This is a genomic window from Burkholderia sp. AU30280 (genome assembly GCF_020420125.1).
Taxonomy (GTDB): domain Bacteria; phylum Pseudomonadota; class Gammaproteobacteria; order Burkholderiales; family Burkholderiaceae; genus Burkholderia.
This window is the reverse complement of the sequence record NZ_JAIZRY010000007.1, coordinates 429885-456416: the sequence shown is the minus strand read 5'-3', so window position 1 is coordinate 456416 and position 26532 is coordinate 429885. Positions and strand designations below refer to the sequence as shown.

At 65.8% G+C, this 26532-nt stretch carries 22 protein-coding genes, 2 tRNA genes and 1 pseudogene; 12 read left to right on the top strand and 13 right to left on the bottom strand.

Translation table 11 applies throughout. The annotated features are described in order from the left end of the window. Window positions 1-6: 6 nt before the first annotated feature. The 7 genes from LGN17_RS19135 to LGN17_RS19105 all read left to right on the top strand — a co-directional run bounded on the left by LGN17_RS19135 (window position 7) and on the right by LGN17_RS19105 (window position 6910). Window positions 7-93: transfer RNA gene (locus tag LGN17_RS19135), tRNA-Leu, on the top strand. A gap of 409 nt (window positions 94-502) precedes the next feature. Beyond that, window positions 503-589 (top strand) — tRNA-Leu (locus LGN17_RS19130). A 359-nt stretch (window positions 590-948) separates the two neighbouring features. Beyond that, on the top strand, window positions 949-2196 hold the full coding sequence (locus LGN17_RS19125) for an ROK family protein (protein WP_226198145.1): 1248 nt from the start codon (window positions 949-951) through the stop codon (window positions 2194-2196). Then, window positions 2183-3736, top strand: coding sequence for a sugar ABC transporter ATP-binding protein (locus LGN17_RS19120; protein WP_226198144.1), 1554 nt, complete (start codon window positions 2183-2185; stop codon window positions 3734-3736). The genes LGN17_RS19125 and LGN17_RS19120 overlap by 14 nt, the downstream gene beginning before the upstream one ends. 42 nt (window positions 3737-3778) lie before the next feature. Then, the gene (locus LGN17_RS19115; protein WP_226198143.1) at window positions 3779-4816 is read left to right on the top strand and encodes an ABC transporter permease subunit; all 1038 of its coding nucleotides are present in this window, start codon (window positions 3779-3781) and stop codon (window positions 4814-4816) included. A gap of 82 nt (window positions 4817-4898) precedes the next feature. Next, the gene (locus tag LGN17_RS19110; RefSeq protein ID WP_226198142.1) at window positions 4899-5843 is read left to right on the top strand and encodes an ABC transporter substrate-binding protein; all 945 of its coding nucleotides are present in this window, start codon (window positions 4899-4901) and stop codon (window positions 5841-5843) included. Window positions 5844-5974: 131 nt separating this feature from the next. Next, window positions 5975-6910, top strand: coding sequence for a carbohydrate kinase family protein (locus LGN17_RS19105; RefSeq protein ID WP_226198159.1), 936 nt, complete (start codon window positions 5975-5977; stop codon window positions 6908-6910). Between the two features lie 22 nt (window positions 6911-6932). On the opposite strand, the gene LGN17_RS19100 is transcribed toward LGN17_RS19105, so the two are convergent. The 3 genes from LGN17_RS19100 to LGN17_RS19090 all read right to left on the bottom strand — a co-directional run bounded on the left by LGN17_RS19100 (window position 6933) and on the right by LGN17_RS19090 (window position 9968). Further along, a complete protein-coding gene (locus tag LGN17_RS19100; RefSeq protein ID WP_226198141.1) occupies window positions 6933-8663 on the bottom strand; it encodes a SulP family inorganic anion transporter in 1731 nt (576 codons plus the stop codon). Between the two features lie 7 nt (window positions 8664-8670). Then, window positions 8671-9297: a ParB-like protein gene (locus LGN17_RS19095; protein WP_226198140.1), complete on the bottom strand. Its 627-nt coding sequence runs from the start codon at window positions 9295-9297 to the stop codon at window positions 8671-8673. 128 nt (window positions 9298-9425) lie between these two features. Continuing rightward, window positions 9426-9968 carry a GNAT family N-acetyltransferase gene (locus LGN17_RS19090; protein ID WP_226198139.1) on the bottom strand — a complete coding sequence of 181 codons (543 nt, stop codon included), beginning with the start codon at window positions 9966-9968 and terminating at the stop codon, window positions 9426-9428. Window positions 9969-10249: 281 nt separating this feature from the next. Between LGN17_RS19090 and LGN17_RS19085 the strand changes: the two genes are divergently transcribed. The 4 genes from LGN17_RS19085 (at window position 10250) to LGN17_RS19070 (ending at window position 15365) form a co-directional block, all read left to right on the top strand. Beyond that, a complete protein-coding gene (locus LGN17_RS19085; protein ID WP_226198138.1) occupies window positions 10250-11470 on the top strand; it encodes an MFS transporter in 1221 nt (406 codons plus the stop codon). Between the two features lie 215 nt (window positions 11471-11685). After that, window positions 11686-12507, top strand: coding sequence for a TetR/AcrR family transcriptional regulator (locus tag LGN17_RS19080; protein ID WP_175952922.1), 822 nt, complete (start codon window positions 11686-11688; stop codon window positions 12505-12507). A gap of 156 nt (window positions 12508-12663) precedes the next feature. Then, a complete protein-coding gene (locus tag LGN17_RS19075; RefSeq protein WP_226198137.1) occupies window positions 12664-14418 on the top strand; it encodes an AMP-binding protein in 1755 nt (584 codons plus the stop codon). A gap of 29 nt (window positions 14419-14447) precedes the next feature. Continuing rightward, window positions 14448-15365 (top strand): DUF1571 domain-containing protein, encoded by a 918-nt coding sequence (locus LGN17_RS19070; protein WP_226198136.1) that lies wholly within the window; start codon window positions 14448-14450, stop codon window positions 15363-15365. Between the two features lie 69 nt (window positions 15366-15434). On the opposite strand, the pseudogene LGN17_RS19065 reads toward LGN17_RS19070, so the two are convergent. Beyond that, window positions 15435-15572 (bottom strand): annotated as a pseudogene (locus LGN17_RS19065) (hypothetical protein); the annotation flags it as partial. Between the two features lie 338 nt (window positions 15573-15910). On the opposite strand from LGN17_RS19065, the gene hfq reads away from it, so the two are divergent. Further along, entirely contained in the window at window positions 15911-16462 is a 552-nt protein-coding gene (gene hfq, locus LGN17_RS19060; protein ID WP_046545522.1) for an RNA chaperone Hfq, read from the top strand. A gap of 80 nt (window positions 16463-16542) precedes the next feature. Here the strand turns inward: hfq and LGN17_RS19055 are convergent, their stop codons facing one another. The 9 genes from LGN17_RS19055 to LGN17_RS19015 are packed head-to-tail and all read right to left on the bottom strand — an operon-like array spanning window position 16543 to window position 26499. Then, window positions 16543-17244, bottom strand: a complete 702-nt coding sequence (locus tag LGN17_RS19055; RefSeq protein WP_226198135.1) for a DUF2968 domain-containing protein — start codon at window positions 17242-17244, stop codon at window positions 16543-16545. A 54-nt stretch (window positions 17245-17298) separates the two neighbouring features. After that, window positions 17299-18690 (bottom strand): sigma 54-interacting transcriptional regulator, encoded by a 1392-nt coding sequence (locus LGN17_RS19050; protein ID WP_175970123.1) that lies wholly within the window; start codon window positions 18688-18690, stop codon window positions 17299-17301. Window positions 18691-18707: 17 nt separating this feature from the next. Then, window positions 18708-20582, bottom strand: coding sequence for a TadG family pilus assembly protein (locus tag LGN17_RS19045; RefSeq protein WP_226198134.1), 1875 nt, complete (start codon window positions 20580-20582; stop codon window positions 18708-18710). A gap of 11 nt (window positions 20583-20593) precedes the next feature. Continuing rightward, window positions 20594-20923: a DUF3613 domain-containing protein gene (locus LGN17_RS19040; protein WP_175952929.1), complete on the bottom strand. Its 330-nt coding sequence runs from the start codon at window positions 20921-20923 to the stop codon at window positions 20594-20596. 22 nt (window positions 20924-20945) lie between these two features. Then, window positions 20946-21827, bottom strand: coding sequence for a tetratricopeptide repeat protein (locus tag LGN17_RS19035; protein WP_226198133.1), 882 nt, complete (start codon window positions 21825-21827; stop codon window positions 20946-20948). Window positions 21828-21850: 23 nt separating this feature from the next. After that, complete coding sequence (locus LGN17_RS19030) at window positions 21851-22861, bottom strand: type II secretion system F family protein (protein WP_226198132.1); 1011 nt, start codon at window positions 22859-22861, stop codon at window positions 21851-21853. 4 nt (window positions 22862-22865) lie between these two features. Continuing rightward, window positions 22866-23861, bottom strand: coding sequence for a type II secretion system F family protein (locus tag LGN17_RS19025; RefSeq protein WP_226198158.1), 996 nt, complete (start codon window positions 23859-23861; stop codon window positions 22866-22868). Beyond that, window positions 23854-25215, bottom strand: coding sequence for a CpaF family protein (locus LGN17_RS19020; protein ID WP_226198131.1), 1362 nt, complete (start codon window positions 25213-25215; stop codon window positions 23854-23856). The genes LGN17_RS19025 and LGN17_RS19020 overlap by 8 nt, the downstream gene beginning before the upstream one ends. 3 nt (window positions 25216-25218) lie before the next feature. After that, a complete protein-coding gene (locus LGN17_RS19015; RefSeq protein ID WP_226198130.1) occupies window positions 25219-26499 on the bottom strand; it encodes a fimbrial protein in 1281 nt (426 codons plus the stop codon). Window positions 26500-26532 lie beyond the last annotated feature (33 nt).

Genomic DNA, 26532 nt, shown 5'->3' with positions numbered 1-26532 from the left:
AAACGTGCCCAGGTGGCGGAATTGGTAGACGCACTAGGTTCAGGTCCTAGCGGTGGCAACATCGTGGAGGTTCGAGTCCTCTCCTGGGCACCATCTGTTTTCTAAAAAGGTCGGCTTCTAGCCGGCCTTTTTTCATTTCCGGCCCAGGAAGCAACGCGCCTACTCGCTTTGCGCGAGGTCTCGAAAGGCTGCGCCTGCAAGTGAAACCAGGGGGCGCATGTGTGACCGAACCCTCCCCTCCCGACCATCATCTGCTTTCAAAAGCGGCCCGCTTCCAGTCGATCTCTCCTCATTCCCGACTGCGGAATTGATGTGCTCACGTGCGCAACCGGAATCGCAAATTCGACGGTGCACGTCGGCGACCGCGACGTTTGCGCACCCCGCCCGATGCCCCGAACAAGCCCGCCCAATTATTTTCGTTCGCGACCTCAAATTCTGTTGACAGCCACGCAATACGCGCTATAATTTCGCTTCTTTGCAGCAAGCAGCTACTGCAAAACGTGCCCAGGTGGCGGAATTGGTAGACGCACTAGGTTCAGGTCCTAGCGGTGGCAACATCGTGGAGGTTCGAGTCCTCTCCTGGGCACCATCTGTTTTCTAAAAAGGTCGGCTTCTAGCCGGCCTTTTTTCATTTCCGGCTACGCCCCCATCCCGAGAGCAAACCAGTCGCTTCGGTTTGCGCGGCCAGCGCCGGCGAGCCGTAAGGGCACGCGGCAAACCCGGCGACAACCCATTGCTCCGGGTTCGGATCACCCCACAAGCCACCCTTGGCTTGGTCTCCTCGATCTCCGCGCCCCATCCCCGATTCCGGACACCCCGCACCAGCATCCCCGCCTCCACCCCAAGCCGGGATTTCCCTAGGCTGACATTCCGCCGCCCACGCGGTTAAATAAATCAACGTGATTTATTTAATGCGCCGCCGAACGGCGCACCATGGAAGGAGACGCCATGAGAAGCCCGCACTTCGGCCAGGGAAGCAACTCGGCCAACGTGCGCCGTTACAACGAGCGCCTGCTGCTGAAGACGCTGCGTCGCGCGGGCAGCGCGTCGAAGGCCGACCTCGCCCGCCTTGCGAACATGACGGGAACGGCGGTCGGCAGCATCATCACGTCGCTCGCCGGCGCGAAGCTGATCGAATTCGCTGGCCGCACCGAAGGCCAGCGCGGCCAGCCCGCCTCGCTGATCCGCCTCGATCCGCGCGGCGCGTTCGGGATCGGCGTCCATCTCGACCGCATGCGCATCGAAACGGCACTCGTCAATTTCGCGGGCGACGTGCTCGGCCGACGCTCGCACGACACGCTGCTGCCGCCGCCCGCCGACGTGCTCGAGATCGTCCGCCACGACATCGACGCCATGCAGGCCCTGCTCCCCGACCACGAGCGCGCGCGCCTGACCGGCATCGGCGTCGCGCAGCCCTACAACCTCGGCGCGTGGATGCGCGAACTCGGCCTCGCACCCGACACGTTCCGCGCGTGGGAAGACGTCGATTTCGCGGCCGACCTCGGTCGCACGCAATCGCTGCCCGTCTTCGGCGAAAACGACGGCAACGCGGCCGCGATCGCCGAACTGTTCTACGGATACGGCCGGCAGTGCGACGACTTCGTCTACCTGTTCATCGGGCCGGCAATCGGCGGCGGCATCGCGATCGATGGCGACTGCCTGCGCGGGGTGACCGGCAATGCGGGCGACATCGCCGTGATTCCCGTGCCGCCGAGCCGGCTGGCCTCCGCGCCACCGCCGCGCGGCCCGTGGGACATCCTGCTCGCGCGCGCATCGCTGCATGCGCTGGTGCGCCACCTGCGCCATCACGGCGAGACGGTCGACAACCGGGCCGATCTCGAAGCGTGCATCGCCCGCGGCCTGCCGGCCGTCGACGAATGGATCGACGATTGCGTCGACGCGCTGGCACCGGCACTGCGCGCAATGCTGTGCGTGATCGATGCGCCGGTGGTCGTGCTCGACGCCGATACCGACGCGGGCCTGCTCGACGCGGTCACGACGCGCCTGCGCGCAGCGCTCGTGGCCACCGCGCCCGAAGCGCGCGGCACACCGGTACTCGTGCGCGGCACGTTCGGCGCCGACGCCGGTGCGATCGGCGCGGCCACGCTGCCAATGTTCTTCAACTTCTCTCCGCGGGCCGGCATTCTCAAGGGCGCCCGCACCGACTCGCAGGAGGTCAACCATGTCGCGATCTGAGTCGCCCCGCCCGCTGCTCGAGATGCGCGGGATCAGCAAGACGTTCCCGGCCGTGCGCGCACTCGACAACGTCAGCCTGACCGTCTATCCCGGCGAGATCCATTCGCTGATGGGCGAAAACGGCGCCGGCAAATCGACGCTGATGAAAATCCTGTCGGGCGCATACCGCGCCGACGCCGGCGGCGAGATCCTGATCGACGGCGTCCGCATCGACATCGACGGCCCGCTTGCCGCGCGCGATGCGGGCGTCGCGGTGATCTACCAGGAGCTGTGCCTGTCGCCGAATCTGACCGTCGCGGAAAACATCTACATCGGCCGCGAACTGCGGCGCGGCAACCGGCGCTGGGGCACGATCGACCGCGCGGCGATGGCGCGCGGCTGCGAGGACGTGCTCGCGCGCCTGGGCGCATCGTTCGGGCCCGACACGCTCGTCGATACGCTGTCGATCGCGGAGCAACAGCTCGTCGAGATCGCGCGCGCCGTGCACACCCGTGCGCGCATCCTCGTGATGGACGAGCCGACCACGCCGCTGTCGTCGCGCGAAACCGAGCACCTGTTCCGGCTGATCCGCCAGTTGCGCGAGGAGGGTCTCGCGATCATCTACATCAGCCACCGGATGGCGGAGATCTACGAACTGTCCGACCGTGTGTCGGTGCTGCGCGACGGCACGTACGTCGGCACGCTCGAACGCGCATCGCTGTCGGCCGAGCGTCTCGTCGCCATGATGGTCGGCCGCGACATCTCCGGCTTCTACAAGAAGGAACACGCGCCGTACGACCCCGGCCACCTGCTGCTGTCGGTACGCGACATCGCCGACGGCTCGCGTGTGCGCGGCTGCAGCCTCGACCTGCACGCGGGCGAAGTGCTTGGCATCGCGGGGCTCGTCGGCGCAGGCCGCACCGAACTCGCGCGCCTGATCTTCGGCGCCGAACCGCGCGTGCGCGGCGATGTGAAGGTGGGCGATTGCACGTTCGGCGCGCACTCGCCGCGCGACGCGATCGATGCCGGCCTCGTCTACCTGACCGAAGACCGCAAGCGCCAGGGCCTGTTCCTCGACATGAGCGTGCGCGACAACATCAACATCTCGGTCTGCAACCGCGATGCGCGGCTCGGCGCACTCGACCTCGCGCGCGGCGCCGAACGCGCGCGCGACGCCATCACGTCGCTGTCGATCCGCGTTCCCCACGCGAACGTCAACGTCGGCGCGCTGTCCGGCGGCAACCAGCAGAAGGTGCTGTTGTCGCGGCTGCTCGAGACGAAACCGCGCGTGCTGATCCTTGACGAACCGACGCGCGGCGTCGACATCGGCGCGAAATCCGAGATCTACCGGATCATCAACGAACTGGCCCGGGCCGGCGTGGGTATCATCGTGATCTCGAGCGAACTGCCGGAGATCATCGGCGTGGCCGATCGCGTACTCGTGATGCGCGAGGGCGAAATCGCCGGAGAACTCGGCGGCTACACGCAGACGCCCATCACGCAGGAAGCCATCATCGCGCTCGCCACCGGCTCGCAAGCCGAACTCGCCGACGCGCACTGAGCCTCGTCCATTTCATTCCTTTCTTACATTCAGGTTACCGAAATGATCAACCCGACCAAGCAGCGGAACCTCGCTTCCGCGACGGCCCACCCGGTCGCCAACCGTACGCCCCTGATGCGCGGCGCCGATCATCGCGCCCGCATGCAGTCGCTGATCCGCACCGCCGGCATGCTGCCGGTGCTGCTCGTGCTGTGCATCGGCTTCGGCTTCCTGACCGACGGTTTCTTCACGCTGCAGAACCTGTCGATCGTCACGCAGCAGGCGTCGATCAACATCGTGCTCGCCGCCGGCATGACCTTCGTGATCCTGACAGGCGGCATCGACCTGTCGGTCGGCTCGGTGCTCGCCGCCGCCGCCGTCGCGGCGCTGCTCGCGTCGACCATCCCGGGCTGGGGCTGGCTCGGCGTGCCGTTCGCGCTCCTCGTCGGCCTCGTGTTCGGCGCGATCAACGGCGGCCTGATCTCGTTCCTGCGCCTGCCGCCGTTCATCGTCACGCTCGGCGCGATGACGGCCGTGCGCGGCGTCGCGCGCCTGATCGGCAACGACACGACCGTGTTCAATCCGCAGTTGCCGTTCGCGTTCATCGGCAACGGCACGATCCTCGGCGTGCCGTGGCTCGTCGTGATCGCGTGCGCGGTGATCGCGATTTCGTGGTTCATCCTGCGTCGCACGGTGCTCGGAATGCGCATCTATTCGGTCGGCGGCAACCCGGAAGCCGCCCGCCTGTCGGGCATCAACGTGCGTGCGATCCAGCTGTTCGTGTATGCGGCGTCGGGCCTGCTCGCCGGCCTCGGCGCGGTGATGTCGGCCGCGCGGCTCTACGCGGCCAATGGCCTGCAGCTCGGCCAGTCGTACGAACTCGACGCGATCGCCGCGGTGATTCTCGGCGGCACGAGCTTCGTCGGCGGCGTCGGCTCGATCGTCGGCACGTTGATCGGTGCGCTGATCATCGCGGTGCTGACAAACGGCCTCGTGCTGCTCGGCGTGTCCGACATCTGGCAGTACATCATCAAGGGGCTCGTGATCATCGGCGCCGTCGCGCTCGACCGCTACCGCCAGCGCGATTCGGCGCGCACCTGAGCACCTTCCCGTCCATTCAACCTTGCGGCGCAGGCCGATCCCTGCGCCCGCTTGACAAGCAACTTCACGGAGACACAACGACATGTTCAAGCACAAAGCCGCCCTCACCGCCGCCGCCTGCGCACTCGCCTTCGGCGCTTCCGTCGCGCACGCGGCCGACAAGCCGCTCAAATCGATCGGCGTCACGGTCGGGTCGCTCGGCAACCCGTACTTCGTCACGATCGTCAAGGGCGCCGAGGCGCGCGCCAAACAGATCAACCCGAATGCGAAGGTCACGGCCGTGTCGGCCGACTACGACCTGAACAAGCAGTTCACGCAGATCGACAACTTCATCTCCGCGCACGTCGACATGATCCTGCTCAACGCAACCGATCCGAAGGCGATCGAGCCGGCGGTGAAGAAGGCGCAGGCAGCCGGCATCACGGTCGTTGCGGTCGACGTCGCGGCCGCCGGTGCGAACGCGACCGTGCAGACCAACAACGTGAAGGCCGGCGAGCTGGCATGCGACTACATCGCGAAGAAACTCAACGGCAAGGGCAACGTGATCATCGAGAATGGCCCGCAAGTGTCGGCCGTGATCGACCGCGTCAACGGCTGCAAGGCCGTGCTCGCGAAAAACGCCGGCATCAAGGTGCTGTCGAGCGACCAGGACGGCAAGGGCTCGCGTGAAGGCGGGATGAATGCGATGCAGGGCTACCTGACGCGTTTTCCGAAGCTCGATGCGGTATTCACGATCAACGACCCGCAGGCGATCGGCAGCGATCTCGCCGCGAAACAGCTGAACCGCCCGGGCATCGTGATCACGTCGGTCGACGGTGCGCCCGATATCGAAGTCGCGCTCAAGTCGAATACGCTCGTGCAGGCGTCGTCGAGCCAGGATCCGTGGGCGATGGCGCAGCAGGCCGTCAACGTCGGCTACGGCATCATGAACGGCCAGAAGCCGGCCAACCCGATGATCCTGATCGAACCGACGCTCATCACACGCGACAACGTGAAGACCTACAAGGGCTGGAGCGCGCCGCGCTGATCGCGCCGCCCGTCCGCCCGCGCAACCGGGCAGTGCCAGGCCGCATCGCAACGAGCGGCGGCCCACACTGCCCGCCTTTTCAGATCAAACGCTGCATGACCGCGCACAACGCCGCGGCACAAGGTTTCGACATGACGACGACGTTTCCCCGCCTGATCGTATTCGGCGAAGCATTGACCGATTTCATCCGCGACGACGCGCAGCACTGGCACAGCGTCGCCGGCGGCTCATGCTGGAACGTCGCGCGCGTCGGTGCGCGACTCGGCGTGCCGACGGCTTTCGCCGGCACGGTCAGCCGCGACACCTTCGGCGACGAGTTGATGCGCAAGAGCGCCGACGCCGGGCTCGACCTGCGCTTCATGCGGCAGGTCGATCGCGCGCCGCTGCTCGCGATGGTCGTGTCGAAGCAGCCGCCCCACTACTTTTTCATCGGCGAGAACAGCGCCGATCTCGCGTTCGATCCGGCGGACCTGCCCGCCGGCGCACTCGACGCGACCGAGATCGTGCACGTCGGTTCACTCGGTGTCGTGCGCGAGCCGCTCGCATCGCGCCTGATTGAAGTTGCGCAAGCTGCGCGGGCGGCCGGCAAGCGGATCTCGTTCGACCCGAACTTTCGTGCGCCGATGGCCGCGCCGTCGTATCGCGACACGCTGCGCCGGCTGGCCGGGCTCGCCGACTGGATCAAGGTCTCCGACGAGGATCTGCGCGGGCTGTTTCCCGAACTCGATGAAGCCGCCGCGCTCGCGCAACTGCGCACGTGGGCGCCCGACGCGACGATGCTCGTCACGCGCGGCGCATCCGGCATGCAGCTCCTGCATCACGACACCGTGCTGTTCCAGCCCGCGTTCCCGACCGAAGTGGCCGACACCGTCGGCTGCGGCGATGCGAGCATCGGCGGCTGGCTCGCCAGCCAGCTCGCGCGTCCCGATGCATCAGCCGCCGACCATCTGCGCTACGCAGCCGCGTGCGCGGCGGTCGCCTGTGAGCATGCCGGCGCCTATGCGCCGACGGCAGCCGAAGTGACCGGCATGATCGATCGCTCCGCCGGCGTCGTCGTTTCCCAATAACACGCGCCGACGCGCCGCCCCGTCACGCGGCGGTCGCGCCGGCGTCGCCGTCCGGCGGCATCCCGGCATGAAGCAGTTGCAGGCTCTCGTCGACGCTCAGTTCCGACATTGCGTCGTCGCGCAGCGTATCGTCGGCCGCGCGGCGCAACGCGTGCAGCGCGTGCACCTTGAGCCGCACGATCGCGAGCCGCAACCCGCGCGCCGTGCATTCGGCCGCGAACGTGCGCAACGATTCGATCGTCGTGCTGTCGATATCCGGCGTTTCCTCGAGGCTCAGCATCACGGTATGCGCATCCGGCACGGCCTTCATCAACGCACGTACACGGTTCAGCATCCGGTCCGCGTTCGCGAAGAACAGTTGCGCCTCGGGGCGAACGATCAGCACGCCCGGCACCGGCTTCGCGTCGGCATGGCTCGCCACGTCGACGAAATCATGACTGTCGCGCAACCTGCCTAACACGCTGACGTTCGGCTCGGACAGCTTGCGCAGCGTCAGCAGCAGGCTCACACCGATGGCCGCGAGCAGCCCGTGCAGCACGCCGAGCACGAGCACCGCGAGCAGCGCGGCGATCACGACGAGCCGGTCGCGATGCCAGGCCCAGTACGGCCGGAATACCGACGGATGCAGCGAGTGGCTGACCGCGAAGATCACGATCGCCGCGAGCACGGGCTCCGGCGTGCGTGCGAGCTGCGGCAGCAGCAGCCAGACGATCAGCGCAACCACGCCCGCCGCCCACAGGCCGGCAAAGCGCGATTGCGCGCCGGCCGCTTCGTTCGCCGAGGTCGCCGAATAGCCGGCGCCGACCGGCATCCCGTGCAGCAGGCCCGACAGGAGATTCGCGCAGCCGAGCGCGACGAGGTCGCGGTTCGGCGATACGCTGTCGCCATGCTTCAACGCGAAGTTGCGGATCGATCCGTACGATTCCGCGTACAGGATCAGCATCAGCGCGAACGCAAGCTCGATGGTCTGCATCCACGCGTTGCGGTCGAGGGTCGGCAGGCCGAACTCGAGATGCTTGAAATCGATATGGCCGACGATCGCGATCCCGTATCGCTGCCAGTCGATCGCATAGCCGGCCGCGATCGACAGCACGATCACGACGAGCGTCGCGGGCACGCGCGAGCTCCGCCCGAGCGCGAACAGCAACGCCAGTGCGATCGCACCGAGCACGACGCTCGCGAGATTCGCATGCGGCGCACCGGTGATCAGGTCGAGCGCGACATGCGGCGCATCGCTGTGCTGCACGGAGATCGCGAGAATCTTCGGCAACTGCTTGATGACGATCGTCAGCGCAAGGCCGAACGTGAAGCCGCGCAGCACCGGCCGCGCGACGAAGTCCGACATGCCGCCGAGGCGCGCGGCACCCGCCAGGATGAACAGCACGCCCGTCATCGCGACGAGCGCCGCCGCGAGCGCGAGCTGCGCGGCGAGCGCCATCCCCGACTCCGCCAGCACGGTCGCCGCGAGCACGGCGGCCGACGACGACGTCGACGACACGATCGCGAAGCGGCTGCTGCCGGTGAGCGCATAGACGACGAGCCCCGACAGCAATGCGATGAGACCGGCCTGCGGCGGCAGGTTCGCCAGCCCCGCGTACGCGACCGCCTCGGGGATCAACAGGCCCGCGATCGACAGGCCGGCCAGCGCATCGAGGCCGATGCGCCGCGTGGGCGGCGGCGAGGCCGCGTCGAGCGCGGCGAAATGGTCGGCATGCTGCGGGCCGGCATCGGGGCGGATCGGGGCGGTCGTCATGAGCGGGTCAGGGCTTGACGGCGATGACGCCCGACCAGCCGGGCAGATAGCGTGCATCCTGCTCATGTGCGCGATGCAGCGCGATATCGAGCGCCTTCGCAAAGTTCTTGCGGATCTGGTCGAGCGACACGTGCTGGCGCAGATAGTCGGCCCACAGGAATTCGCTGAACGGCGTCGCGTCCTTCGCATAGCCGCCCGCCGTGCGCAGCTCGCCGGCGAGGCTGCGGTACGGATCGTCCACGAGCCCCGTCAGCGCCTTCGGCAGATTCGCGTAGTCGCGGCGCGTGCCGTCCGCGCCGAACGGATGCACCCACTGGTTGTGCTCCATCATCCGCCAGAAGATCGTGTGATCGAGCCACGACAGATCCTTCAGCAGCATCGCGTTCACGCGCGCCTCGCCCTCCTCGATCAGCGCGAGGCCGAGGTGGTGATGATCGGTGATGTAGTGCAGCCCATCCGGGCCGAGCACCGCCGGGAACCAGTGCGATTCGATCGCGGCCTTGCGCGCGCGCTTGCTGAGCGCCTTCCAGTGCTTGCGCTTCGCCTTGACTTCGCGATAGCCGACCGTCATCTGCGTGGGACGCAGTTCCTCCAGCTTGACGGGAATCAGGTGAACATCGTTGCCGAGCGTCATGGTCGTACCCCATGTTGCGAAATTCCGGCAACGATACTCCTGATCGTGCGAGCCGTTAATACGTCATGACCTCGATACGCATCCGGTTGACGATCTCTGACAACCACCCGCACACGTGCGGCGCCGCGCTACGCACGCAGATCGTTGCGTTCGAGACGATGTCGAATGTAAGGAATGCCATCGTGCACGACGCTCACGCGATGCATCCCGAGCTTGCGCGCGACATTCAGCGAGCCGCCGTTGGCCTCTGCGATATCGGCGATCACGCGTGGCAGGCGCACGGTGTCGAAGGCGTGACGCACGACCGCCGCCGCGGCTTCGCTCGCGATGCCGCGCCCCCATGCCGCCCGCACCAGCCGCCAGCCGATCTCGACGTCGCGTGCGCCGCCCGCATAGTCGGGAATCAGCAGGATCCAGCCGATGAACGCATCGGGCGCGGCCTTCTCGAAGATCGACCAGTAGCCGAGGCCCGGCGGATAGTCGCGCGTGATCCGGTGCGTGACGAAGCGCCGATGCTCGACGGGATCGTGCCACGGGCCCGCGATGTGTCGCGTGACCTCGGGATCGCGATCCATCGCAAGGCACGCATCGAGGTCGGCCAGCACACGCGGACGCAGCCACAGCCGGTCAGTTTCGAGCACGGGCAGCGTGGCGGCGGAACGTTCGGTCATCGGGACTCCTGATTCGGTGACGATGCGCAGCGGGCGCATTACAAAACAGATACAAACAGCCTTCCGGAATGATACAGACGCCCGCCGCCTGTTTCGTGCGACGGCGTTTCCCATTCCGAAACAGTCCATTTCCTAGGGATTATTCCTGATTCGACGTTATCGCGCCCCACATCGTCCGGCGCCGAGGCCTACACTCGATCCATGCCCCCCGCACCGCGCGCAAGCCGGCCGGCATCCGCATGCACATCATGAGCGCGCAAGCCAACGAGGAGACCTCGGACATGAGCTGGACCCGCGAACAACGCAACGTCACGATCGCCGCCTACCTCGGCTGGACACTCGATGCGTTCGATTTCTTCCTGATGGTCTTCGTGCTGAAGGACATCGCCGCCGAATTCGGATCGACAATTCCCGCCGTCGCGTTCGCGCTCACACTGACGCTCGCGATGCGACCGCTCGGCGCACTGATCTTCGGCCGGCTCGCCGATCGCTTCGGCCGCCGCCCGACGCTGATGGTCAACATCGCGTGCTACTCGCTGCTCGAACTCGCATCGGGTTTCGCGCCGAGCCTGACCGCGCTGCTCGTGCTGCGCGCGTTGTTCGGCGTCGCGATGGGCGGCGAATGGGGTGTCGGCTCGGCACTGACGATGGAAACCGTCCCGACCCATGCGCGCGGCTTCGTGTCGGGGCTGCTGCAGGCCGGCTATCCGAGCGGCTACCTGCTCGCGTCCGTCGTGTTCGGCCTGTTCTACCAGTACATCGGCTGGCGCGGGATGTTCATGGTCGGCGTGCTGCCCGCGCTGCTCGTGCTGTACGTGCGTGCTCACGTGCCCGAATCGCCGGCATGGAAACAGATGGAGAAGCGCCAGCGCCCGAGCCTTGGCACCACGTTGCAGCAGAACTGGAAGCTCACGATCTACGCGATCGTGCTGATGACCGCGTTCAACTTCTTCTCGCACGGCACGCAGGATCTCTATCCGACGTTCCTGCGCGAACAGCATCACTTCGATCCGCATACCGTGTCGTGGATCACGATCGTGCTGAACATCGGCGCCATTGTCGGCGGCCTGTCGTTCGGCGCGATCTCGGAGCGGATCGGCCGACGTCGCGCCATCTTCATCGCTGCGTTGATCGCCCTGCCCGTGCTGCCGCTGTGGGCGTTCTCGAGCGGCCCGGTTGCCCTCGCCGCCGGAGCGTTCCTGATGCAGATCTCGGTGCAGGGGGCGTGGGGCGTGATCCCGGTTCACCTGAACGAGATCTCGCCCGACGAGATCCGCGCGACCTTCCCCGGCGTTGTCTACCAGCTCGGCAACCTGCTCGCGTCGGGTAACGCGACGATGCAGGCCTCGCTCGCCGTTTCGAACCACAACAATTACAGCTTCGCACTCTCGCTCGTGGCCGGCATCGTGGCCGTCGTGATCGCCGTGCTGATCCTGTTCAGCCGCGAGCGGCGCGGCATCGACATGACGCAATCGGTCAATACGCGTAGCGCGGTCACCTGAAGCCGCGCATTGCCGCACCGCATCATCGCGCGTGCCCCGTCCTGTCGAGGGCACGCACGATACTTTCCGCATTCGCACATCGAACTAGAGGAATTTGTCCAGATTCCCCGCTTGCCCGCTGCGTCCGCGATTTTTTATCTTAATAAAAACGGCTGTTTGAATCAGACAAACAAATCACCAGTTCGCGGCCGGGCAACCGGCATGGGAGGCGGGACATGGCAGTAAGTCAGGAGGGACGGCCATCCGCGGGACGGCCGTCCGGGGCACGGTCATCCGGCACGCGGCAGACCGGCGGGACGAAGGCGCGCATCCTCGATGCGGCCGAGGACCTGTTCATCGAGCATGGCTTCGAGGCGATGTCGATGCGCCAGATTACGTCGCGCGCGGCGGTCAACCTCGCCGCGGTCAACTACCACTTCGGCAGCAAGGAAGCGCTGATCCACGCGATGCTGTCGCGCCGGCTCGACCAGCTCAACCAGGAACGCCTCGGCATCCTCGACCGCTTCGATGCGCAGCTCGGCACGCACATTACCTGCGAGCACGTGCTCGGCGCGATGTTCATTCCCGCGCTGAAGGCATCGCGCGATCCCGAGCGCGGCGGGCCCGGGTTCCTGCGGCTGATCGGCCGTGCGTACACCGATCCGTCGCCGTTCGTGCGCAACTTCCTGACCGCGCACTACGCGAGCGTCGCAGGTCGCTTCTTCGATGCGTTCCAGCGCGCATTGCCGCACCTGCCGCGCACGGAGCTCGGCTGGCGTCTGCACTTCGCGATCGGCGCGCTGTCCGGCGCGCTCGCGGGCGCTGAAACGGAAAGCCTGATCGACGAATTCTCGCAAGGGCGCACGATGAACGACGTGCAGATGATCGCGCGGCTGTCGTCGCTGATCGTCGCCGCGCTGAAAGCGCCGATGCCCGACAGTGCGCAACTGTCGATCTTCGCGGCCGTGCTCGACGACGCGGGCGCGAGCGAAGCGTTCGGGCTGCCGCAGTCGGCTGCGACCACCGTCGACACGGCAACGCTGCATTCCACGAACTGAGCGCGCGAGGCCACGCGCGGCTTCCTGTTCACGATTTGATTGAAACGCGCGGTCGCGCGGGGCGTCGAGGCGCCCCGTCGATCGACCGTGCGACATACGGCAAGGGCCGGCGCTGAAACGTCCGCCCTCGCCGAGAGCAAAGAACGGAGACTCGTCATGTCATCTTCCGCAGCAACCGCAGCAGCCCAGGTTCCGCCGAACACCGACGGCATCTGGTACGCGTCATACCCGCCCGGCGTCCCGCACGACATCGACGTCACGCAATACGCATCGCTCGTGCAGTTCTTCGACGAATGCACGAGCCGCTTCGCCGAGCGCGTCGCCTACGTGAGCGCAGGCGCATCGATGACCTATCGCACGCTCGCGCAGAAAGTCGACGCGTTCGCGTCGTACCTGCAAAGCATCGGCGTCAAGCCCGGCGACCGCGTCGCGATCATGCTGCCGAACACGTTCCAGTACCCGGTCGCGCTGTTCGGCACGCTGAAAGCCGGCGCGATCGTGGTCAACGTCAATCCGCTCTACACCGTGCGCGAACTCGCGCACCAGCTGAAGGACAGCGGCGCGCAGACGATCGTCGTGTTCGAGAATTTCGCGCGCACGCTGCAGGACGCGCTGCCGGAAACGCAGGTGAAGAACATCGTCGTCACCGCACTCGGCGACCTGCTCGCCGACGGCTTCAATGCGAAGGGACGCCTGATCAATTTCGTGCTGAAGCACGTGAAGAAGCTCGTGCCGGCCTACCACCTGCCGCAGGCCGTCCGGCTGCGCTCCGCCCTCGCGCTCGGCGCGCGCGGCAAGCCGCAGCCCATGCAGATCACGCGCGACGACCTCGCGTTCCTGCAATACACGGGCGGCACGACCGGCGTCGCGAAAGGCGCGATGCTCACGCACGGCAACCTGATTGCGAACCTGCTGCAGGCGAAGGCCTGGATCGCCGACCAGGTATCGGGCGACGTCGAAACCGTGCTCACGCCGCTGCCGCTGTATCACATCTATTCGCTGACGGTGAACGCATTCATCTTCATGGGGCTCGGCGGGCGCAACATCCTGATCGCCAACCCGCGCGACATGACGATGGTGATGAAGATCATCCGCAACGAGACGTTCACCGGGATCACCGGCATCAACACGCTATACAACGCGTTCCTCGACAACGAAGAATTCCGCAAGCGGGATTTCTCGAAGCTGAAGCTCGCCATGGCCGGCGGGATGGCGATGCAGCGCGCAGTCGCGGAGCGCTTCCAGCAGGTGACGGGCCGGCCGGTCGTCGAAGGCTATGGCCTGACCGAATGCTCGCCGATCGTCACGATGAACCCCGTGGACCTGAACGACATGGCCGCGTTCAGCGGTTCGATCGGCCTGCCCGCGCCGTCCACCGTCGTGCGCTTTCGTCGCGAGGACGGCACCTGGGCGTCCGTCGGCGAGCCAGGCGAGCTGTGCGTGCAGGGTCCGCAGGTGATGCGCGGCTACTGGCAGCGCCCCGACGAAACGGCCAAGGTGATCGACGCCGACGGCTGGCTCGGCACCGGCGACATCGGCGTGATGGACGAACGCGGCTTCATTCGCCTGATCGACCGCAAGAAGGACATGATCCTCGTGTCGGGCTTCAACGTGTATCCGAACGAAATCGAGGAAGTGCTCGTGATGCATCCGGGCATCAGCGAAGCCGCGGCGATCGGCATTCCCGACGAGGTACAGGGCGAACGGATCAAGGTGTTCGTCGTGCGCCGCGACCCGTCGTTGACGGTCGACGACGTGCTCGCGCACTGCCGCAAGAACCTGACCGGCTACAAGATGCCGAAATTCGTCGAATTCCGCGACGCGTTGCCGCAGACCAACGTCGGCAAGATCCTGCGCCGCGCGTTGCGCGACGAGGAACTCGCCAAAATCAAGGCCGCGAAGCAAGGCTGAACGATCCATCGCCCCCGGAGACGCCGTCGATGAACGAAGGAAAGAAGCGCCACGCACGGCATGCCGCCGCCGTGGCCGTCGCCTGCCTGTTGTCGCTCGTACAGGCAGGCCTGCATGCACAGGAAACGGCCGACGCCGCGAGTGCGGCGGCGGGCGTCACGCTGCCGGTGGAACTCGCGAAAGTCACGCGCGAGCCGGTCGCGCAGCAGGCGCGCTGGCTGCGCACGGCCGCGCAGCGCGGCACGCTCGCGCAGCTCGACGACGCGACGCTCACCGCGCTCTTCAAGGCACTCGATCCGCTCGCCGTGCCGCTCTATATCCGCAACGGCCCAAACGGCTATCCGTCCTACCAGTTCACGATGGTGCGCCAGGAGCGCATCAGCGGAAAATGGTCCGAGACACCCGACCGCATGCTCGTGAAGACCACCCGCGAGCCGCTGCGCGTCTATGCGAAATGGCTGCCGGGCGGCGCGCATGCCGGCCAGGAGACCATCTACGACACGACGCAGCGCAAGGACGAGATGTACGGCCACCTCGGCGGCCTGCTCGGCAAGATTCCGCTGTGGACGGCAATCGACGGCGCACTCGCGCGCGCCCAGTCGAATCACCAGGTGAAGGATCTCGGCACCGAGTTCATTACGAACCTGTACCTGACCGAAGGGAAAAAATACGTGGAAGCCGGCGTGCAACGGCCGACCGATGTTGAAGCCAGGACGATCAACGGCGTGCGGGTCGTCGCGCTCACCTACGAAACGCCGACCGGCCGGCCGCAGTTCTACGCGAAAAAGGAAGTCCTGGGGCTCGATCTGCACGCGCCCTATTTCCGGACCGTCGAGTCCTATGACAACGACGGCAAGATCTTCGAGCGGATCGTCATCGAGAAAATCGCGCCAGCGACGCTCGACGACACCGCATTCGACCCGAAAAACCCTGACTACGCGTTCTGATGCGCGCCGGCAGGGCCGACCTCGGGCTCAATCGTCATCGTCGTCGCCATGGTAGTCGTATCCCTAGCCCGGATAGGCGACCACGGCCGGCTGCGGCGCTACATAGACCGGTGCCGGCTCGACATAGACCGGTGCGGCCGGTACGCTGGCGCCGGCTGACAGGTCGACATGCCCCGCCATCGCACTGCCGGAGGTCGACAACGCCACGCGCCCGACTCACCCTGTCCATCGCCTCTTGTTCATGTTCTGAATCCCTGATATGCACCGTCCCGCCCGGCTCGCGCAACCAAACCAATGTAAGCGTCGCGCGCGAACCAAGGTGATACGGCACGGCGAGCGCCGTAGCGCGGCCTAGCGAAATGGCATTAGCCGTTTGGCCGAATCGCGAAAATGCGTGGGAACGTCTATAGTGGGTTACGGTTCGACACAATCACGACTTCGCGCTCCCCGATCGAACAGGGTAGAATCCCGCCAAACACCTTGTGGACGAACACGCCACACACACGCACAACATATTCTCTGACGCAGGCTCCTGCCGCACCTCAATGGCCAATCCCGCAGAATCCCATCCGCAAAACGACTTCATCAATTCGGCGCGCAAGGAACGTAAGCGCGTTGAAATCTATCTCGTCAACGGCATTCGTCTGACGGGGTGTATCGAGTCGTTCGACCAGTACCTGGTGATGCTGCGCACCCCTGTGGGTCTGCAAGGCATCTACAAGCGCGCGATTTCCACGATCCAGCTCGACACGGGCGGCTCGCGCCCGGGCGGCAGCGGCCCCCGCGGGCCGCGCACCGGCGGGCGCCCCGGCGGCCGTGAAGGCGGCGGTCACAGCCCGTACGGCTCGCACGGCGGCCCGCGTGAATCGCGCGGCGACGGCGGCTACGGCTCCCGCGAACCGCGTGAAGGCTATGGCTCGCGTGAGCCGCGCGAAGGCTACGGTGCCCCGCGCGAACCCCGTGAACCGCGCGAAAGCTACGGCGCGCCGCGCGACACCGGCGACGCATCCGGCAACGCATCGCCGTCGGATTCCCGCGGCGGCAACGGGCCGGTCATCGTGACGCGCCGCCGGCGAATCGTGCCGGACGGCCAGTAAAGCAAAAGGGCAAGCCAAAAACCGGCTTGCCCTTTTTACTTGTGCGGCCGGCGCGGCATGTCGCCGCACCGCCGCCGGGTTCAGCGTGCCGTCGCCGGCAGGCCCGCATCGGCCTCGCGCTGCAACGAACGCACCTGCTGCTGCAACGCACGCAGTTGCGATTGAAGCTCGGCCTGCTGCGCCTGCAATGCGGCCGTCTCGTTGCGTACGCTCTTCTGGCGATCCGCGACCGCCGCCTGCTGCTGGCGTGCGATCGAGATATCGGCCTGCAGACGCCGCGCGCGATCCTGCGTGACTTCGATCTGCTTGTCCATTTGCGCCTTCTGCGATTCCAGCTTCGCTGCCCGCAGTTCGTTCACGGCCAGCCGCTCCGCCTGGCGCGAGAAATCGCGATAGATCGCTTCCGCACGCGTTTCGTCGTAAGTCTTGATGACGCGCCAGAACGCCTTCTGCTGGAACAGCGCGACGAAGTACGCACCGTCCTTCACGTTGAACAGCAGGCTTGCGCCGTAGCTGCCGTTGTAGCTCGTGCGCATTTCCGTCAGCGTGTGCGCCTGGATCTGGCGCTGCAAGTCGTCGACCGTGCTCGGCCCCGTCGACTCACCCGCCTGCGGCTGCACCGATGTCTGCGAATCGATTACCGGAATCGCCGCCACCGGCGCCGACGCCTGCTGTACTGCCGGCGAACCGCTGTCCGCCAGACTTTGCGCGTATGCGCCCTGCATGCCTCCCACCACGGCGAGCAACACGCACGCCCTTCCCAACCCCGTCATATGGCTCATGAAGTTCTATTCCCGCCCGAGTCGTTGTAATTCAGCGCGATTTTATCTCATTAATTACTCACTTTCGCGGGTCTCGGGCTCCTCGTCGAAGATCTGGTATTTGCGCATTTTTTCCCACAGTACCTTGCGGCTGATGCCGAGCTGCTGCGCCGTATCCTGACGCCGCCAGCCGTTTGCGTCGAGCGCCGCGATGACGCGGTTGCGCTCGTTCATGTCCCACTTGCTGCGGTCGACGAAGACCTCGGCCGCGCTTTCCGCCGGTACCGGCTGCGCCGAATTGCGTGCATGCGCGATCAGCCGCTGCAGCCGCGCGGCATCCCACCCGCCCGTCTGCCGTACCGTCACGCCGACACGCTCGGCGAGGTTGCGCAGTTCGCGCACGTTGCCGGGAAAATAGCTGTCCGCGACCGAATCCGTCAGCCAGTACGGCAGATCGGACAACTGAGCGAGCCGCTCCTCGCCGACGACCTGCGCGACGAATGACTTGAACAGCGCGATCTTGTCGACGGCGCCGCGCTCCTCCAGCGACGGAATGTTCAGCTCGATCACCGCGAGCCGGTAGTAGAGATCGGCGCGGAACAGGCCATCCTTCACGAGTTGCGGCAGCTTCTTGTTGCTTGCAGCGACCAGGCGGAAATCGACCTTGACCGGCGTCGTCGCACCGACGCGCAGTACCGCGCCATCCTCGAGCACGCGCAGCAGCTTGACCTGCTGGTACAGCGGCAGATCGCCGACTTCGTCGAGGAACAGCGTGCCGCCGCCCGCCTGCTCGAAATAGCCTTTATGCGCAACAACCGCACCCGTGAACGATCCCTTCGCATGACCGAAGAACAGCGATTCGAACAGGCCATCGGGAATCGCGCCGCAGTTCACCGGCACGAATTCGCCGTGCCGATAGCGCGAGTGCTTGTCGTGCAGCAGTTGCGCGATGCGCTCCTTGCCGACGCCGGTTTCGCCGTGCAGCAGCACGTTGGTGTCGCAGTCGGCGAACGTATCGACTTCGTGCAGGAGCGCCTGCATCGATTCCGAGTGCGCGACGAGTTCGGACGGTTGCGACGTTTCGGCCGTATGCGCACGCAGCTGCGTGACGAGCTTGCCGATCATGCCGCGCAGTTCGGCGCAGGTGAAGTCGAGCGGCAGGATATGCGAATACTCGGGCGGATACTGCGACGCGTCGTGGTCGCGCGCCGCGCCGACCCAGACGACCGGCATGCCGATGTTGGCCTGCCAGTCGCGCAGGAATGCCGCGCCGGTTTCGATCATCGACACGCTGATGATCGCCAGCGATGGCCGCAATGCGGCGCGCTCGGGCGAGACTTCCGCGTTGTCGGCACGGATCACTTCGACGTCGAAGCTCGCCATGCATCGGGCGACACGGTCGACAATGTCCGCCTTGCCTTCCCAGACGTACAGGTCGAGCTCTTCGATTGCGGGCGTGGTTCTCATCGGGTGGTCTTGCTTCTCTAATTGCTGACTGTTTGCGCGACGCCGCAGGTCAGCGACATCTGATGCACCGTGGCGGCACCGAGCTGGACGCCGAGCAGGTCCAGCAGCGGATCGATGATACCGTCAAGCGCGGTCAACAGCGGGCTCAGAACGGTGGTCAGGACCGACAACAGCGACGAAATGAAATCCGGCGTGATCGTGACAGAGATGAGCCCGAACAGCAGACTCACGGTCGGCGTGATCTGGGCATTTTTCAGGCCCGCAAGCGCGTTGTTCACGGCCGAACCCAGCGCATTCGTGTTGGTCGTCCAGTAGTACGACGGATCGCTGCCGCCGCGCCCGTAGAATGTATTGGTCGCCGGACTGCCGGCCAGATTCACCGACACGTTGGAAACGGTTGCGGACACCTCGACGGCGCCTGCCAGAACCAGGACATCAAGCACCTTCGCGGGCGACGTGCAGCTGTAGTTCGCCGGCAGGTTCAGCAGGTTGCCGGACGTGAGTGGCGGCTGGCCAATGCAGAGATTGGCGACGCTCGGCTGCGCGGAAATCGTCGCGGAATTTGGTGACGTCAGGCAGTTGGTCGACAGCAGCGTCGCGCTACCGGCACCCAGTTGCACGTAAAGCGGCAGATACACGTTCGCGGACACCACGACCGGCAGCGGATTCACGCCCAGGTTGACGACGAGGTACAGGCCGACCTGCGCGTTCGTCGCGACCGTCCGCCACGCACCGTTCTTGTCCTTCCCGCCTTCACCGACCGCGATGGTCGGCGGGCTGATGACCTGCGCCTGCAGTTGGACGATCGACACCGAGTTGCCGTTCGGCAGCGTCAGCGGGACATTGGCGCCGATCACCACGCCCGGCTTGCCGGCCTGCGAAATCTGCGCCATCGCCATCACGAGATCGAGCACGTTCACGGTCGCATCGGCCGCCGCCTGCGTGTTCGCGAGGCCCAGCGTCAGCAGCGACGTGGCACCCTGTCCGGTCAGGCTCGCGACCTTGAGCGTCGTGTTGCTGAGCAGGCTCAGATTGGCGAGGGTGTTCAGTGCGCCGGCTGCGCTGGACTGCACGGTCGCGCCCAGCGTGGTCGTCTTGTTGACGGCCGCCACCGTCGCGTTCAGCAGGGTGCCGACCGACGCGTTGGCATTGACCAGCCCGCCGATCGTACCGTTGCCGACCGACAGCGACTGCAGCGCGACGGCGATGTCGCCGAGCTTGACGTTCGCGCAGGCTAGCCCCTGGTAGGACACGAGATTGAGGTTCAGCGGCGTGCCGCCTTGCCCCTGCAGCAGCGAGCCCAGCAGCGCGTTCACCAGACCGGGGTTCCCGCTCGGCACGCCCGAGCAGCCGACACCGCCCACCGCGGCCAGTGTCGCGCCGATCGAAAAGGTATCGATGTTGGTTGCCTTCGCGGTCGACGTTGCGGTCACGGTACGGGTCGGCCCGAAGAAGAAATACGGCAGCGTCTTGGTGACCGTCACGCGCACCGCATTCAATTGAGTTGCAAGCGGTACCGTCGTCTTCGACGAATAGAAGGCGCTCGCCGTCCCGGTTGCCGAAGGTGCCCAATAGCCGCAGTCAGCCGACAGCGACGTGGTACCGCTACCGTCCAGCGTGAAGCCGTTCGTCGTGGCGTTGCTCGTGGCCACGGAGGTCACGTTCGTACACGTGTCGTCCAGCTTCTGAACCGCGGCGAGCGCGGCAAGATCGGCCACGCGCTGCATGTCGCGGCGCGTGAAAAAGACGTTGCCGATATCGATCGAACCGAGAATCACCATCGACAGCAGTATCCACACTGCCGCCGTGACGACGACCGAACCCCGCTGCCGCCGCGGCGATGCGCGACCTTGTCCGGCCATCCGATTCGATGCATGTCGAGCAGTGCTCATCGCGGCTCCGCTCAATACGATTGCGATGAACTCTGCCCGCCGGATGATCCGTTGCCGTTCGCGTTGACCGGCGACCCCATCGATTCCGGAATCTTGTGCTTGAACGATTCGAGATAGCGTTGATAGGAGAGTGACGCGGTATCGCCCAGTACCGGCAACGCCGGTCCGGCCGCACGTCCGTCACGCTGGAATGCAAGCAGCGCGTTCGTTGCATGACCGATTTCCGATGCGTTAGGCGCCGCCTGATCGCTATACGCCGCAGATGCGGCCCCCATGAGTACGAGAAGCACGACACCCTGGCACACACGTGCCACGCGACCGGGATTCTTGTTGTTCGTCATGTCAGTTTCCCCAATGCCTTTTTCATTGTGCAAACCGCTGCAACAGCGGCGCAGTCGGATCGAATCCCTGGATGTTCGCCACCGGCGACGGCCGCTTCGCGACATCCGAGCCCGACACGTCGACCACGCTCCCCGAACCGATCGGCGTCGATACCGAAGCCGGTGCCTGGGTCGCACGACGCCACGTGTGTGCCGCCGCGGCGATCTTCGTCGCGTCGTTGCGGATGTCGTTGCGAACGTCCATCGACAGCTTCTGCTGCGCCATCAGCTTCTGCGCATCGCGGGTCCGACCGGATGCGAGCAGGTATAGCACCAAGTTACTGATGATCTTTGGATTGTTCTGGTCAAGCTCCGCGGCCTTCATCAGCGGAATGCGCGCCCCCTCAACATCACCGCAGCGCAGCTTCGCGTAAGCGAGATCGGAAAGCGTCGACGCATCGGTCGGCGCCAGCACGCTTGCCTGCGACAGCGCCTGCGCGGCACGCGGAAAATCGCCCGCCCCGCCGGCAATCAGCCCGAGCCCACGATAGCCGCGTGCGGCAAGCGTCGTGTTGAGCAACTGCGTATAGACCGCCGTGCTTGCGGCGGGCTGGTCCGTCATGCGCAATGCATCGGCGCGCAGCAGGATCGTTTGCGGCGATGCGCCGTACTGTTTTTCGTATGCGTCGATATGAGCCAGCGACGCGTAATACAGCCCTTGCGACTGCATCCGCTCGATCAGGCCAAGATACATGCCCGGCGTATCTGGCGCCGCCTGCTTCTGCGCCGCCGCGTCCATCAATGCCGCGCGCTCGGCCTGCGGACCGACGCCGTACCCGCTTTCCTTGAACGCCGAGCATCCGCCAAGCAGGCCCACCATCGCCAGCACGCCGGCCACTTTCACGATTTCATCGATGCGTCTCATCTTGCTTCCTTTACGTCCCGGCATCAGGGTTGCGCCTGGCTCAGCGCGCGCAACACCGAGATCATTCCCGGTCCGGCCGTCACGATCAGCAGCGCCGGCAGCAGAGTCAGGATCATCACGCCCGTCATCTTCACCGTCAGCTTGCCGATCCGTTCGCGCAACATCGCGCGGCGGGCCTCGCGCAACCGGTCGCCGAACTGCTTGAGCGGCTCCTGTACCGCGCCACCGTGTTTGTCGACCTGGATCAGCAAGCGCACGATCGCACGCAGATCCTCGTTCTCGAAACTGGACGACAGCCGCTGCAGCGATTGCTCGCGCGTCCGGCCGGCAGCGAATTGCCGCTGGGCGATTTCCATTTCCAGCGACAGTACGGGCATCATCCCCTTGAAGTCGTTCGTCAGGACCTGGATGCTCTGGTCGAGCGACAACCCGACGCCCTGCAGCAAGCGAAGCATGTCGACCAGCAGCGGCAATTCGTCGATCACCGATTGCCGGCGCCGCGCAGCACGACGTCGCAGGTAGAGCTTCGGCAACATGAAGCCGGTGACGAGCGCTATGCCCCCGCCGGCCCGCCATTGCGCGCCGGTCAGTTGCGAGCCCATCAGCACGAGGAAAAGCAACGGCACGGCGATCGCGCAAGCGAGCCGCGCGCTCAGGAACAGCCCACGGGTGCGCGTGTCGGCGTAGCCGCACTGCTCCAGCAGGAGCCGATCTTCGTCGGCGACGAGATACCGGCCCAGGCGCGTATCCAGCAAGTGCGTCCCGATCATCGACAGGCGGTCCAGCCATTGCATGACGAACGACGGCCTGGCACCCGCATCCCGCCCGACCGGGTTCTGCCGGGATTCACCGGACTCCTGTGCGGCCCGTGCACCTGTTGCCTCCAGCGTCGCGGAGCGCCGCTCGAGCGCACTGGCCAGCGTGCGATCGCTGCGTGTCTGCGCACTCGCGCGGCGCACCGCGAGCAGTGCCAGCAGCACGACGCCGAATGCGCCGAGAGCCAGTGCGAGCGAACCGAGTTGATTGGCTGTCATGCCGTCACCTGAGTTTGGCCATGTGGTACAACCAGATCCCGCCCGCGAACTGCAGCATGAAGGCGATGAACAACAGCTGGCGACCCGTGTAGTCGTTCCACATCGACTGGAGATAGAGCGGATTCGTCGCGATCACGAAGCTGCCGATCGCGATCGGCAACATGACCAGCACCCACGCGGACAACCGCGTTTCCGACGACATCGCCGCCAACTCCCGCTCGGCTTGCTCGAGGTCGCGCATGAACGTCGACATGCGGTCGAGCATGACGTCGGCGCGGCCGCCGTACCGGACCGAGAGCCGCAGCACCGAACCGACCAGCTCGAACTCCTTGGTCTGATAGACGCTTGCGATATGCCCCATCGCACGATCGATCTCGACCCCCGTGCGCAACATCCGCGATACGTGGTCCAGACAACCGCGCAACGGCGCCTCCGTAGTCAGCAGCGCAGCCTGGAACGCCGCCGGCACGCTGTTGCCGAGCGTCACGAGACGTACGATGCCGTCGAGGAATGACGGTAACTGGCGAACGATGGTCAGGCGCCTCCGCTGAATGCGGGACACGAGCCAGAACACGAGCAGCGACGCGCCGCACACGAGCGCGGCGACGCAAGCGAGCCAGCCGCCCCGGTCGCCCGCGACGAGCCCGATCGCGACCAATCCCAGCAGCGCGAGAAGCGCCTTGCCGCGTGCATCTTCGATCCCTGCACGACTCGCCACGTTGGCGAGGTATTCCGTACCGACCTCGCGCCAGTGTGCCCAGCGCGAAGCCGGCGTGGCGGATTGCGCGCGAGCCGCGCCGGGCGCCGACGCGACGTTCGGAGCCGGTCTCGCGTCCCGCTGAATCGCACCCGCCGCCCGCGCAGCCGGCTCGATGCGGCTATCGATGAAGCGCTGCACGTCGGCGCGGCCGCGTTTCACCTCGCCATGCCGCCACAGCATCAACGCGACGGCAACGCAAAGGAGTGCCATTGCAAGCGCGCCTGCCATCAGGCTAGACATTGAAACCCCCGCCCCCACGGCCGAATCCGCCACCGAAACCACCGCCGCCACCGCCGAAGCCGGCGGCCTGCAGCGACTGACGGAAACGCGCGAGCTTCGGCGAATGCGGATGAATGCCGAGCGACTCCCAGTTGTCGACCTCTTCGCCCTCGGGCGTCACGCGCGCCTCGTAGCGATACAGTTCCTGGGTCGCGATGATGTTGTCCGACAGCCCGGTCACTTCGGTGATCGAAAGAATCCGGCGCCGGCCGTTCGATAGTCGGCCGATCTGCACGATGAAGTCGATGGCATTCGCGATCTGCCGGCGCAGGCTCGATTCCGTTCCCTGGAAACCCGCAAAACCAGCCAGCATCTCGAGACGATACAGGCACTCGCGCGGCGAACTGGCGTGCACGGTACCCATCGATCCGTCGTGCCCTGTATTCATCGCCTGCAGCATCTCGAGCACCTCGCCACCGCGTACTTCGCCGACGATGATACGATCCGGCCGCATCCGCAGCGTATTGCGCAGCAGGTCGCGGATCGTCACGACGCCGTTGCCGTCGAAACCGCCCGGACGGCTTTCGAGCCGCACGACATGGGGATGATTCAACGAAAGTTCGGCCGTGTCCTCGATCGTCACGACCCGCTCGTGCTCAGGAACGTGAAACGCGAGCGCGTTGAGCAGCGATGTCTTGCCGGAACTCGTGCCACCGGACACGAGGATGTTGCAGCGCGCCTCGACCGCTGCTTCCAGCAACGTACCGATTTCCGTATTGAACGTGCCGTTGGCGAGCAGGTCGGCCGGTTTCAGCGGATCCTTGCGGAATTTCCGGATCGATACGACCGGCCCGTCGATCGACAGCGGCTCGATCACGACGTTGACGCGCCCGCCGTCCGGCAACCGCGCGTCAACCATCGGGTTCGATTCGTCGAGACGTCGGCCAATCGGCGCGAGGATACGGCGCACGATCCTCAGCAGGTGCGCGTTGTCGGTGAAACGGATCGGCAGCTTCGCCAAGATGCCGTGGCGCGACACGTAGATGTCGTTGTAGCCGTTGATCAGGATATCCTCGACGTGCGGATCGGCGAGCAGGTCCTCGATCGGACCGAACCCGGCGAGCTCTTTCGTCAGCGCCTCCGCAATCGCCCTGACCTCGGTCTCGTTCAGGGGAATGCGCCTCAGACGCACGAAGCTATCGATTTCCAGATCGACGAACTGGTTGATCGCTTGGCGCGACCAACGACCGAATTCGGCGCCGAGTTCCTCGATGCGCGTCAGCAGATGCTCGTGCGCGGCATTCTTGATGTCGTGAAACTGCTGCGACTGGGAGAACGGCGCTGCGCCGTCGGCAAATTGGATGTCGTGTGCCATCGCTTACGATCGCCTGGACGAAGGTTGAATAAAACGCTTCAGGGCGGACAGGCCCAATGCGCTGCGCTGGCCCGCGGAGGCCGGGCCGGCCAGTCGATCTGCGAGCGGCTCGAGGGCACGCACATACGGATCGCGTTCGGCCGTGTCGACGATCAGCCGCCCCTGGTTGGCCGCTTGGCCGATTGCAACGCGACGCGCCGGTAGCGTCGCCAGATGCGAAATGCCGAGCCGCTCGGCAATCTGGGCTGGCGTCAGGCTCAGCGTCGCGTCGTACTGGTTGACGACGAGACGAATCTTGCCGATGTCGACGCCCGCATCGCGCAGCCCTTCCAGCAGGTCGACCGCCGAGACGATCGACGCGACGCCCTGGTCGCACACGAGCCACGCTTCGTCGGCCACCGCAGTGATCTGCGCGACGAACTCATGATTCGTGAATCCGCCGAGATCGATGATCTGCTGATCGAAGAACGCCCGCAGCCGGTTCAACAGGCCAACGCACGCGGCGTACGACACGTCGCGCAGATCGGCGAGATTGGGCGGCAACGTGGTCAGCGCGACGCCGCTCGCGTGGCGCGTCAGCGCGGTGTTGACGAACGTCCGGTCGATGCGCCGCAGGTTGCGCACGGCTTCGACGAAATGGAAATCGCAGCGTGTGTTGAGGAATAGCGCACTGTCTCCCGCCGGAAGCCCGAGATCGACAAGTGCCGTCTGCCGCGCGTGAGGCGCGGCGACTCCGAACGCAGGCGTGCCTCCATCCAGGTCGCCCGAGCCCGCTCGCTTGTGCAGCCACACGGACAGATTCGCGGCGAGCGTGCTGACGCCCATCCCCGCACGAGCGCCGAGCAACGTGACGAGTTTGCCGTGCCGGTTGGCCGGCTCGGTGCCGGTGTGCTCCAGCAACCCTCGGGTGATCCGCAATGCATCCTCTGCACTCCCGGATACGTCGATGAAATCGCGTACTCCGGCGCGCAGTGCGGCAAGCGCGCTTTCCGGCTCCGAGAGTGTGCCGAGCGCGACGACCGGCAGGCCCGGATGGGCGAGCCGTACGGCAGCTGCGGCAACGCTCGCCGCGCTGTGCGCCCGGGAAAAATCGATGAATACGATCGCAGGATTGAGCCCCGTGATGCGCTGGCTCAACGCGCCCGGTTCGAGCGACAAGGCTTCCACCGTGCCGGCCGACACGAGTGTCTCGCCCAGCCAGCGGGCATGTTCGTCCTGCTGCGATGCGCACACGAAATAATCGGTCACGGCAGGCTCAGCCAACGATAGGGTTCTCGCGTTCATGGTGAACACCCCCGGTTACATATCGCGCGACAT